Raw genomic sequence first — 12,219 nt, 5'->3', positions numbered from 1 at the left:
CCTGCCCTCACCGCAGACTAAGCTCCCATTAGCCGCCACTACTCACTGGGCAATAAGCCTTCGGTGAGCATCGATACTGCTTGCTCCGGCGAAGTCAGCGCGGTGTCTATGCAAAACGGCGCTTCGGCCCACGCTTCATATTCGTGATCCAACACAGATTGCCAGGTTGGTGGAATCAACCCGGGAATATCACCCAGCCTCGTTTCTATCCGGCGCCGATGTTCGTTTTTATCCGAGCAAATCACTTCAATATTTACCAACCGAACACCCGCTTTCGAGGCGGCTTCGTTCCACGCCATTCGGCTTTCGATGACTGGATTTACGCAATCAACGATGACCATACGGCCTAGACGAAGATTACTCAGGGCAAGTTCATTAGCGACCATGTAGCCACTGCGCCCCACGTCTTGCGCAAGAGCACCGGAGTTTCGAATCGCTTGTTCGATCGTATCGATCCGCAGGTAGAGGGCGCCTGTCGTAGCGACGAGGGCCTTGGCGATAGTGGTTTTTCCAGTGCCCGGAAGGCCGCTGAATACGATAAGCATTGTCTGTCCTTGGAAGAGTGCGAACACAATGTACCTTGTAACGTCGGTCATCAGATCACCGTTTAAGTTATGCCTCCCACAAGAAATCTGACGCCTCCATCATTCCTCCACGGTTCCTCCCATAAAACCCGACATTCTTTGCGCACAATCAGGATCTCTAATGTCATCGCCGATTAAGCGGTGGGCGCTTGGATGACTAACTGACGGCCTGAAAAAGATACTCCAAGGGTGTCTCAGCAACCCCATGCTTCAATCCCGGCCAGATCAGCCCCCTGCTTCAAATTCAAACCGAATGGCAAAATAAGGAGTGGCTATGTCTTTTAATATTGGGCTCAGCGGGCTGTTTGCGGCCAACAAACAGTTGGATGTCACTGGCAATAACATCGCCAACGTCGCCACCACCGGTTTCAAATCATCCCGTGCAGAATTTGCTGATATCTATGCGGCTGCCAAGCTGGGTACTGGGCGTAACGCTATCGGTAATGGTGTGAACCTGTCCGCTGTGTCCCAGCAGTTCACTCAAGGCGATGTCAACGGCAGTGGCGGCACACTGGATATGGCGATCCAAGGCGGTGGTTTTTTTGTGCAGAAAGGCAGCGACGGCTCTCTGCAGTACACCCGTAACGGTGCCTTCAGCGCAGACAAAGATGGCTACATCACCAACAATACGGGCACCTCTCGCCTGCAAGGCTACGCCGCAGACGCCGACGGCAAGATCATCAAGGGCGGGTTGACCGACCTGCGGCTGAACCTGTCGAACCTGCCGCCAAAGGCTTCCAGCAAGGTGGACTCCACCAGCAACCTGAACGCGTCTGCGCCGGCGATCAACCAAGCCACCAAGCCGTTCGACCCAACCGACACCAGCAGCTTCACGACCCAATACAGCACCACCTTGTACGACACCCAAGGCAACTCGCACGCTATGGTGCAGTACATGGTGAAGACGGACGCCAATAAATGGATGTCTTACACGCTGATCGATGGACGCAATCCAGACGGCACGGCGATCAGTGGCCCCGCCGGTGTCGCGCCCAGCGGCTCACTGTTGACATTTGACACGTCGGGCACCCTTTCGACTATTACAGTACCGCCCTCCACCACGTCCAAGACCACCCTGACGATTACCGACTGGAAGCCGGGCGCGCTGGTCAATGGCGCATGGAAAGATAACGGCGCTGCCGCCAACCCGGGTGGCGTTGCGATCAACATGGGCAACATTACACAGTACAACTCTGCCAGCTATCGCAACCCGCCGATCACCGATGGTTACGCGACGGGGCAAATTACCGGCCTGAAAATCGACGGTAGCGGTGTGATGTTCGCCACGTTCAGCGACCAACAAAGTAAAGCGATCGGCCAGCTGTCGCTGGCCAGTTTCAACAACGAGCAAGGCCTGCAGCCGGCGGGTGGCACTACCTGGAAGGAAACCTTCGCTTCTGGCCAGCCGGGTTATGACGTCCCTCAGGCCGGAACACTGGGATCGATCGTCGCCAATGCTCTGGAGAACTCCAACGTTAACCTGACCACCGAGCTGGTGAACCTGATCAAGGCCCAGAGCAACTACCAGGCAAACGCCAAGACGATTTCGACCGAGAGCACCATTAACAAGACGTTACTCCAGATGACGTGAGGCGTGGTCGGAAGTCCATTGTTTGCTCCACTCGATAGATCCTGACCCCGCACCACCGCCGCCAAGGAGATTTGGATGCTGCCTGCACTGTATGTCGCAAAAACCGGGCTTTCTGCCCAGGACACTAACCTGACCACTATTTCCAACAATCTGGCGAACGTCTCGACTACCGGCTTCAAACGTGATCGCGCCGAGTTTCAAGACCTTGTCTATCAGATCAAACGACAGCCAGGCGCACAGTCAACCCAGAACAGCGCACTGCCCTCTGGCCTGCAACTAGGCACCGGGGTGCATGTCGTCGGCACCCAGAAAAACTTCTCTGCCGGCAGCCTGCAAACGACCGGTCAACCTCTGGACCTGGCGCTGAACGGGCGTGGTTTTTTCCAGATACTGCAACCCGACGGCAGCCTTTCCTACACTAGGGACGGCACGTTCCACTTAAATGCAAACGGTCAGATCGTCACCGCGAATGGGTTCGCCCTGGAACCGGCGATCGTTGTCCCCAACAACGCCCAGACATTCACCGTGGGCCAGGACGGGACTGTATCGATCACTGTCGCCGGCAGCCCTGCCTCGCAGGTGATTGGCAATCTGCAGATAGCCGATTTCATTAATCCGGCAGGCTTGCAAGCACAAGGCGCCAACCTCTTTCTGGAAACCGCCGCCAGCGGGGCTCCTCAAGTCGGCACTCCAGGAGTCAATGGTATCGGCACAACATTGCAGAGCACCTTGGAAACCTCAAACGTGAGTACCGTTGAAGAGATGGTCAACATGATCACCACTCAACGAGCCTATGAAATGAACTCCAAAGTTGTCTCTACCGCAAAAGAGATGCTAGGCAACCTTACAAAGAGTCTTTGATTGAAACGTCACGGGGTTTCGTAGACGTCGCTACTGTGTGCGCGCTGTTTTTAATACTCGTCCCATATAATAAAAATTACAGCATCGTTAGGCTGGGCTGTTGTAGGAATAAGTTTCCTCTACTGCATACCTTACCGCGCAGGGCTGTAAAAATGATACATAAGTCATCACGAATTCTCATCGCCGATGAACAGCATTTCTTTCGCTTGCGAATTGAAAGGGTATTGAACCAATTGGGCTATCACCGGATTGCACCAGTGCAATCCATTACGGAATTACGGCGCTTGGTAGATTATGCGTATGCGCCGTTTGATGTACTGATTCTCAACGAGAAATTCAGCAACCAGAACAGCTTTGCCCCACTGGCTTTTTGCCTCGACTCCCCGCAGATTCTCTCTGCATTGATCTATGGCAGCGAAAAGCTGGTCGCCGGGTCGGTCATTCGTTGCGGTAAAGTCACCATTTGCGATGCGACTTTTGTCGATCGCGCGGAACTCCAATGGATAATCTCATCAACAGATAATTCCATTCCAGTGCAGGACACCGTCCGATATCCGTATTGAACGAAGTCACGCGGGAATCAAGCAGCCCCATTCAGGATAAGACCTCTCAGAACACGATCCGATCGTATCAATGCTCCGCTGCTACTGCGCACTGTATTTAATCAGCCGACCCTAAAGTTTATGAAAAAGGTGCCGTTGAATTAGATAGCAGTAGCCTGGTTCGATTCTCGACCCAGTACTAGCAGGAGAAAACCATGAATACCATAAAACCCGGTCTAATGGTGTTACTTACATTGCTTATTAGTCCTATCGTGATTAATCAGGCCAACGCAGAGGCCGTTACGACGGGCAAGATTAAGTTCAGCGGAGCAATCGTAGAAGCGGCGCAATGCCAACCCCTCCACTCCCCCTTCCACACCACCCTCCCCTCCGCGCTCGCCATCCAGTGCGAGCGCAGTGAAATGACGTCGCTGGTCACCGCAAGCATGGATACTGATGTGGTTGTCTGGCGGCACCTGAGTTCAACGGGAAAAGGTATTGTTCTCAGCCAAGATGCTTCGCATGACGCTTACCGAATCACCTTGAGTTACTTCTGAGCCTCGCGCTCTGTAGGCAGCGCCGCCCTCGAGGGCGGCGCGCAATTGAGGTCCATAACGCTCATGGACATGGCGAAGTCGATGGTTATTGCGGAGGCTGATAGAACGCAATGCTCGGCACGGCACTCTTGATCTTTTTCGGTGCAGGTGCAGGCTTGTCTGGCGTCGGAGTCACTGCGTTGCACTTCAGAGAAAGACTCTGATAGTTCTCCCCGGCTTTTTTCTCCGGCAAAGCAAACCTTACGCGGCACTGATTGTTATCCCAGCTAATCAGCAGCTCACCCGAAGTCTGCTCATCGCTCAGCAACGCGAGCACCCGTCCGCGTGGATCGGCAATACCCAGGCGCTGGCCGTCGTCATGATCCACCGTCGCACCGAAGGGCATCAGCTTGCCATCCGGACGGAACAGCTCGAACTGCACCCGGCGTCCACTGCTGGACTTGAACGTAGCCAATGCCGCAGCACCACGACGCGGCACCACTTGTTGCATGGCCGTGTCGATCTCGACGTCAGGACTCATCCCATTCGCGCTTAGGCCCAGCCAGTTCGCCCGGTATGGCGTAGCGTTGGGGACGACCGCGTAACCGTTGGCACCGGTTTTCACCCCCGAGTAGCTCGCCACCGGTACGTCCGCCATGCGCGGTTCGACCTTGACCAAGGCAAAGGTCTCGCTCAGCGGCTGGGCGAGGTTGACGCCTCCGGCATGGGCGACGATAGCGCCGTTGGCTTGCAGAGAAGTCGAGTGGTACTGATTGCCATAGCTGTAACCCAGCGTCATGTTGCCGACGGACGTGTTACTGCCCACCGATGCCGAGCCATTGCCGGTTCCGTCCGCTCCCCGGCCGGCGACCACCGAATAGTTCACGTCACGGTCACTGGGCAAAGTCCCGGTGACGCCCGTCTGCAGGCTGGTATCGCCGCCCTGCTGCCGGCTGCTGTTCATGAACACTTGCGGCGGCCTTTCCCCGCCACCTAACGGGAAGGACAGTGAAAGCGTGAGGGTGGTGTCGCTGTAGCGACTGTTATACACCGACGAGCTGACGTTCTGCGCGTGGGTCACACCCACGTTGTAGCTCAGGCTGCGCCAGGAGTTGCTATAGCCCGCCGAGTAGCTGCGTGAGCTTGAATTGTTCCAATAGCGGTCGTCCGATCCGTTGAGGTACACGCTGCCAAAGCGATTGTCCTTGCCCAGGTTCTGCGCCAGATAGACGTCCAGACGCGTTCGCGAGTACGCAGAAGAAGTCGACGAATAATCAGGAAACTCACTCGAATACCACGCATGCCCCTGTGCAGCGCTGCTGGCATAGACGTGGTCGGAGAGGCTTCGGAAGTTTTCATTGAGGCTGCGCTGGGCATTGACCGACACGTTAGTGTTGGTGCTCTCGATGAATTTTGCATAGCGCAGGCGCAAGCGCTGGCCGGCCTTGCTCGTACCCTCAATGCTGCTGTGGGACTGGGTTCCGTCCAGGGACACTGCGCCGATACGCGTATTGATCCCAGCGCCCATGCTATAGGCCTGAAAGCCGGAAGCCGCCTGCAGACCGCTGGCCAAGGTCAGGTCGCTGGTCAGGCCATACATCATCGAGCCATTGGCAAATACCGGACGTTCACTGGAACCGTAATCCTGCTGGAACTCCCCCAGCGTTGCGTCATACAGCAGCCGCCCTTCACGCACCATCAAGGGTGGGCTGGAAAACGCCTGGCGCATCACCCGACGGCGGCCATCCGCCTCGATGATGGTCACCTCCAGGTCGCCGTTGGAACCGGACGGCGAGAGGTCGGTGATTTCAAAAGGCCCTGGCGAGACGTTTGCGCTGTAGATCAGATAATTGTTCTGGCGCACTTCAACGGTGGCGTTGGACTCGGCATTCCCTCGAATGACTGGCGCATAACCCTGTTCGCTATCCGGACTCATGCCTTCGTCGGAGGCCATCTGCACCCCGCGAAAACGTACCCCGTCGAACAGCGGCGAATTGGTGTAGGTCTCGCCTAGCCACAGTTGGCTTTTCAGTCCCGTGATGTCCCGCTGCAGGTAGGTGTTCTGGCTGGTGAACTTCGACGGTTGCCCGGTACTGGAAGTCTGGGAAGAGTTATTGCGCAGACGCCAGTCACCCACATTCAGCCCCATGCGCAGCCCCAGGTTGGTCGATTGCCGGCTTTCATTGCTGGAACTGTAGTCGTAGCGGCTATTGAGGTTGTAATTGACGAAGCCAATGCTGACTCCGGAATCCCACACGGAAGGATCGACATAACCGCGGCGCTCGCGGGTCATCGCGGCCTGCGGCACGCTCAGGTTCAAGCGCAATCGCGGCGAATCGTAGACCGCACCGGCTTGATCGATCAGATCAGGCAGACGATAGCAGTCAGTGTCGGCCTTGAGCTTCCCCTCGCTGTGCAACGCCACGGTGTTGATGCCGACTTGCTTGAGCAGATCCTCGCTGAAACACGCCTCGACCTCGCCGGACTTGGGGTTCTCGGAAAAGACCACATCCTGGCGTCCGACCAGCGTGTTGTTTGCATAGATGTCGACCCGATAGATGCCCGGCAGTACGTCGCTGCTCATCAACAACGTTTTCACATCCGCAGACTGGCCCATGCCATACAGGAACGCGACGTTGTAACCCTCATGCCCCCGGCCGGGGGTGCGAGTGATATCTACCGCCGTAGCGTTGGCAATCAACTGAGTGTCGGCCTCCGGTACGGCCTTGACCAGGCCGTCGGCCGCGATAGCGTCGATCCAGAAACATAAGCATGTGCTCAACAGCATCAGACGCGGAGTGCCGATGCGAAGTCGCGAGCCGGTCATGTGTGATGTGAAAAACAAGCTAGGTATCGACATGATAGTTTCGAGAGATTCTGCTCAAAAAAACGAACGCGCAGCCATATGACTCAGGCAATCAGCGCAAGCCTTAGCGCTATGTATGGGACAGATGCCAGGGAGGCGCTCGGGCGTGTGGTTAAGGCGTTGCGCGTTGAGCTTGAACGGGGGTGCCGCTGACAAGTTGTGCGTTGAAAGTGTCGACGCCGCCGTAATCGTTGACGGCCTTGAAGCTGAGGCGCGCCTGGGGCGAAATGCCAGCGTTCTTCAACGTCAGGTAATGGGTCTCTCCCGGCGCGATCATGAAGGGCGTGGAGAGTTTTTCCTGCTGCGCCATGGCACTCAGATCGACAGTATTGATCGGGACATGAAAAGCACTGGAATTGACGACTCTCAGCGCCGGTTTTCCGGCTTGCTGAACCAATTGCCAGGTCAAACCGGTAGCCGCATCGGCCGCCGTTCCGCTGATGCCCGCAGGACGATAGAACAGCTTGATGCGCTGACGAATCGCCAACTGCAGCGTATTCTCGCCTTCGACTTGCTCCGGAACTTCCTGAACATTGAGCCAGAGCACGGTCTCTTTATTGGTCGGCAAATCGCTCTTGCCTGCATAGAGTACGCGCAACAGTTGTTGGCCATTAGGTTGCATCTTGGCCAATGGCGGTGTTACTGCAAATGGTAGTTCACCACTATCACCGGGCGTATTGCTCTCGATCCACGACTGGACCAGCACTTTTGAACCTTCATTGCGAACAATGATAGAGGCTTCTTTATTCTTACCCTCAAATATCAGGCGAGTACCACTAAGGGAAATGGCAGCCTGCGCGGACAAACTGAAACCCAGGCACGCCGTCACCAGCATGACTTGGGCCGCGAGACTACGAAATATGAAAGTGGTCAAAAAACAATCCTCCGAAAAAAGACCTCAAGCAAGGTTCTGCAACCTCGCTTGAGACAAGCCGAGGGCTTAGTTGTAAGACAGGGTGTAGGCCACGGTTGCGTTGGCCGGACCCGCAGTTGCCGCGCCCGAGGACGTGTGGGTGTAGTAAGCCTTCAGCGGGATACTGCTGCTGCCACCGCTGATCGCGCCGGTCAAGGTTGCGCTGCCTGAGGTGAAGTCAAGCGGTGCCGGAGTACTGGTACGCGTATCAACCAACATGATTTGTACGTTGGTCGCACCACCGCTCACCGCAATACCTTTGCCGGAGACTGCAGTCGGCGTCAGTTTCAGTTCGACGGTGGTTGCCGCCGAACCGCACTCCACACTCAAGTTCAGGTCTGTCGGCAGCGCGGTCAGGGTACCGCCGCCACTTGGATTGGCTTCAGTCCCCAGGGCGCTGACTGGAACAGTCCCGAGGTTGTAAGTCAGGTTGCCGCCCGCAGTGCCAGGGCCGTCACTATGAACAACACAACTATCGGCACTGATAGTGCCATTGAAAGTGATAGTGCCTGTAGCACCAACAGTAGGAGTAGAAGCCGCGTTGGCCATGGCCGAGAGCCCCATTGCCGAAATAACTGCAACGCTTAGAAAGAGCTTTTTCATATTCAGTGTCTGCTTTAATGGAGTATAGATATCGTCCGCCAATGGAAGTCCCACAGGCCTTTGCATATCGATCGATAGCCGTTACCGGCACCAACGAATACTAAGTAAAAGCAGATAAATTTTATGTAGGACCAGTACGGAAGTTAAACTTTCGGCGCAAAATCGCAGCGGACTAACAGCGTTATTGATCCAGGTCAAGTTCCGTGCCTGAGAGGCCTCGGAAAGGCAACTAACGCCGAGAGCGACGCATAGCAGTCAGTCACCGCGATCAACCATCGCGTAGACGTTGTTGGGCTTGGCGCGCCAGCACGGCGATTTGAGCCATGGCGTCTTCGGGCGCCTTGGCATCCGCCAGGGATAACATCCGTTTCAGGAGATCATGCAATGATTCAGGGGGGCTGATCACACTGGTTTGCAGCGCATCGCACAATTGCTTCACGCCGGTGCTGCAAGCCCTTACACCGTTGGCGCGCACATCCTGTTCCAGGTCCATGCACAGCGCGGCCATGTGTTGCATATTGAATACGCCCAAGGCGCCACGCAACGCATGCAGTTCTGCCAGGATCGCGGCGGTATCGTCCGCGTCCCGGGCCCGACACAGGGTTGCCACCGATGCTTGGCAGGATTCGCGAAACACCCGCCGGATGTCATCAGGCACTGCGTCGCCAGCTAGGAGTTCATTGCCAGACCAGGCCTTGCCCCCCCACTCGGTACCGGTCACTTCGGACAAGGCTTGGCCCAGGTCCCTGAGCGACAACGGCTTGCTCAACACGCGAGTCATGCCGACGTCTTCGCCGCGCGCGCGCTCCTGCGGTGTTACGTGCGCCGTGACCGCCAGCACCGGGAGTGCCGGCCATCGCTGGCGAACCTGCAAGGCAAGCTCATAACCGTCCATATCCGGCATCGACAGGTCGGTCAGCAACACATCGAAAGGCTCCTGCTCCAGACAGGCCAGCGCTTTTGCCCCGCTCTCCACTGTGGTGGCGAGGCATCCGAGTCGCTTGAGCTGCTCCTCGAACAGTCGGCGGTTGACCGCGCTGTCTTCCGCAATCAATACCTTCAGCGGTTTGGCCAGTGCCGATATGCCTTGCTCCGCCTTCGCTAACGGTTGACCTTGCAAGCCATAGCGCAACGCCGCTGCCAGCCCGCGCAGACCGAACACCGACGCACTGAGGACGCGCCCGGCGGCCACGGGTTCGGCCGGGCCATCCTCCGTGCAATCGATGACCCAAGAAGACTTTTCCACCAGGCGGTTTTCGTCATCGGCATGCCAGGTCTGTCGTGAGCCCCACAGAATCAGGGTGTCGGCGCCCTCAAGCTGGTCATCTTGCAATTGTGCCGGGTGACCATAGGACTGGACCTGTAACCCCCAACTGCACAGAGCCCGGGTCAAATAGGTGCGGCAATCAGGCGAGGCCGCCACCAACAGCACGCGTTCAGACTCGAAGCGCGGAAGATCCGGGTGGCCGGTCGCCGCTCCCAGAGGCAAGCGCAGGGTAAATCGACTGCCGTGACCATGCTCGCTTTGCACCACAAGGCTGCCGCCCATGGCCTGGGTCAAGCGCGAGCACAGTGCCAACCCCAATCCGGTGCCGCCATACCGACGGTTGATACTGGCGTCGGCCTGACTGAACGCACTGAACAGCCGCGCCTGTTGCTCGGCGGTCAGACCGATCCCACTGTCCTCGACCTCGATAGTCACGGTGCGGGCAACTTTATCCGCAGTCAGGCGCAGCAGTACCTGGCCCTTGTCCGTAAACTTGATGGCGTTGGACAGCAGGTTATGGATCACCTGCCCCATGCGCGTAGGATCACCGCGCATCGGCAACGAAACACTCTCCTCGAATTCGCCGAGCAACGTCAGGCCCTTGGCCCGCGCGACCGGCGCAAATATCATCAGCGCCCGAGACGCGATCTCCAGGGCATCGAACTCAAGGTCCTCCAGGCGTAACTCATTGGCTTCGATTCTGGAAAAATCCAGGACGTCGCTGATGATCGCCAGCAACGCATCGGAGGTTGTCTGGATGGTCTTGAGGCGGTCGCGTTGGCGCGAGTTGAGCGGCGAGTAGGCAAGCAATTCGAGGTTGCCCAGGATGGCGTTCAACGGCGTGCGGATTTCGTGGCTCATGGCCGCCAGGAACCCGGACTTGGCCGCATTGGCGGCGTCCGCGGCCTGGTGTGCTTCACGCAGTTGCTGCTCAAGACGTTTTTTCGCGGTCACGTCGGTGAATGCCGTCACCAGCACATCACGACCTTGGTAACGGGCCTGGGCGATGCTCACCGACAGGTCGATGTGTTGGCCATCGAGGGTGGAAACACCGAGGTCTTCCTGGCGAATGGTATGCACCGGAGGCGTGCCCGGCAGTGTCAGCCGTTGTTTGAAATGCCGGGCAAACAGTGCCGACAAGCTGGTTCCAGGGCGGGAGATATGCCGGGCCATGTCGATCATCGCCGGGCTGCGCAGCAACGGTTGTTCGTTGTCGACAGCAATCAGGCCCAGCCCTATCGGTGCGGTCTCCACCAGAATCCGGCTGAGTTGCTCGTTTTCAAACACCCGGCGCGACTGCGCCACGGCTGGCGCCAGCAACCGCCACTTGACCAGCAGCAATACCAGCCAGGTGGCCAGGATGATCAGGGCCGAGGTCAGTGCGGTGACGGCGATCTGCGGTGCAACACCTTTAGCGATCTGCTGCCACGACTGGGCGTACACCAGCGTCCAGGAGGTGTCTCCCAGCGGCCAGCCGCTGAGAACATGGCCTTGCAGATAGGTCGTTTGGCGGCTGCGCCCCAAGCCGTCAGCCAATGCCTGCTGGGCCTCGCTCAAGGTTTGAGGCCCACCCGCCTGCTGACAGGAAAAGATCGGCGAGCCATCGGCGCCCAGAATCATGCAACTGCCTTGCAGGCCGGTGTCCGGCAACTTGGCTGCCAGGCTGGACAGCGGCAGCTCGAACACCAGAGTGCCGAAAGAGTGCTGATCACGGCCGATCAGCGGTGCCGCCACCCGAATCGCCGAAGCGCCGGTGAGCGGGCTGTCATAGGGCGCCAGCCACTGAAATGCCGGCAGCCCCTTTGCGCTATTCCGCGCAGGGTTGTCCGCTGCGAGCAGTGCGCGTCCGTTCTGACGGGTCAGGGTTTCGAACAGACTGTCGCGGGACGCCGCGATACGCGCCTGCCACTCTGCTCCAGGCCAGGGTGCAACCGCGAGGATGAGAACACTACGTTCGGGGCTGTAGAAGTAGGCGCTGAGATCACCGGCGTTTCGGGCCGCTATCACTGCGGTGGCGGGCGCCATCTGCTGCGCCAGATCGATGTAGCGCCAGGCCTGGGCGAGATCGTCCTGGTGGGTGCTGCCGAGCACCAGCAACGAAGGCGCAGCAGCGGACGCATTGACGCGGACCAGCTTGCCAGCTTCGATGTAGGCCTGCAGACGCTTGCTGTCCGGTGCCTCGGCACGCTCCCAGGCAAGCTCCATGTTCTGCACATTGTTGCGTAAAGTCGCCGTGGCACGCGCAGTGAAGTCCATTACGTGACGCACATCGACGGAGACTTCTTCGTTGGTCCGGGCAACGTAGGTCATCACCGAGGCAACCACTTCCAGTACCCCGGCCAGCAGCACCAACACGGTGATGGCAATGCCACCGCCCATGACCAACATAGTCTGATAGCGATGCAAGCGGGCCAGCACACCATCCTGGTCAAAGGTTGTGGTCATCGCTCGAACGT

At 57.8% G+C, this 12,219-nt stretch carries 9 protein-coding genes; 4 read left to right on the top strand and 5 right to left on the bottom strand.

The window, feature by feature from the left end; genetic code table 11:
- Positions 1 to 38 precede the first annotated feature (38 nt).
- Positions 39 to 545 carry an AAA family ATPase gene (locus tag NR164_RS02090; RefSeq protein WP_079445016.1) on the bottom strand — a complete coding sequence of 169 codons (507 nt, stop codon included), beginning with the start codon at positions 543 to 545 and terminating at the stop codon, positions 39 to 41.
- A gap of 313 nt (positions 546 to 858) precedes the next feature.
- Here NR164_RS02090 and flgE point away from each other — a divergent pair, with 313 nt between their 5' ends.
- The 4 genes from flgE to NR164_RS02070 all read left to right on the top strand — a co-directional run bounded on the left by flgE (position 859) and on the right by NR164_RS02070 (position 4,135).
- A complete protein-coding gene (gene flgE / locus NR164_RS02085) occupies positions 859 to 2,175 on the top strand; it encodes a flagellar hook protein FlgE (protein WP_256822197.1) in 1,317 nt (438 codons plus the stop codon).
- A 75-nt stretch (positions 2,176 to 2,250) separates the two neighbouring features.
- Positions 2,251 to 3,036, top strand: a complete 786-nt coding sequence (gene flgG / locus NR164_RS02080) for a flagellar basal-body rod protein FlgG (RefSeq protein ID WP_057004138.1) — start codon at positions 2,251 to 2,253, stop codon at positions 3,034 to 3,036.
- A 152-nt stretch (positions 3,037 to 3,188) separates the two neighbouring features.
- Positions 3,189 to 3,599, top strand: a complete 411-nt coding sequence (locus NR164_RS02075; protein WP_132849932.1) for a response regulator — start codon at positions 3,189 to 3,191, stop codon at positions 3,597 to 3,599.
- Positions 3,600 to 3,793: 194 nt separating this feature from the next.
- Positions 3,794 to 4,135 (top strand): hypothetical protein, encoded by a 342-nt coding sequence (locus NR164_RS02070; protein WP_108524158.1) that lies wholly within the window; start codon positions 3,794 to 3,796, stop codon positions 4,133 to 4,135.
- An 85-nt stretch (positions 4,136 to 4,220) separates the two neighbouring features.
- Here the strand turns inward: NR164_RS02070 and NR164_RS02065 are convergent, their stop codons facing one another.
- From NR164_RS02065 to NR164_RS02050, 4 genes are all read right to left on the bottom strand, one after another.
- Complete coding sequence (locus NR164_RS02065) at positions 4,221 to 6,974, bottom strand: fimbria/pilus outer membrane usher protein (protein ID WP_256822196.1); 2,754 nt, start codon at positions 6,972 to 6,974, stop codon at positions 4,221 to 4,223.
- Between the two features lie 118 nt (positions 6,975 to 7,092).
- Entirely contained in the window at positions 7,093 to 7,854 is a 762-nt protein-coding gene (locus NR164_RS02060; RefSeq protein ID WP_226926191.1) for a molecular chaperone, read from the bottom strand.
- A 66-nt stretch (positions 7,855 to 7,920) separates the two neighbouring features.
- Entirely contained in the window at positions 7,921 to 8,496 is a 576-nt protein-coding gene (locus tag NR164_RS02055) for a fimbrial protein (RefSeq protein WP_026139933.1), read from the bottom strand.
- Positions 8,497 to 8,764: 268 nt separating this feature from the next.
- Positions 8,765 to 12,208, bottom strand: a complete 3,444-nt coding sequence (locus tag NR164_RS02050; RefSeq protein WP_256822195.1) for an ATP-binding protein — start codon at positions 12,206 to 12,208, stop codon at positions 8,765 to 8,767.
- Between the last annotated feature and the right edge of the window lie 11 nt (positions 12,209 to 12,219).

The sequence above is a fragment of the Pseudomonas sp. Pse79 genome (assembly GCF_024519615.1).
Lineage (GTDB): Bacteria > Pseudomonadota > Gammaproteobacteria > Pseudomonadales > Pseudomonadaceae > Aquipseudomonas > Aquipseudomonas veronii.
The sequence above is the reverse complement of the archived record's forward strand: the minus strand, read 5'-3'. Positions and strand labels throughout refer to the sequence as shown.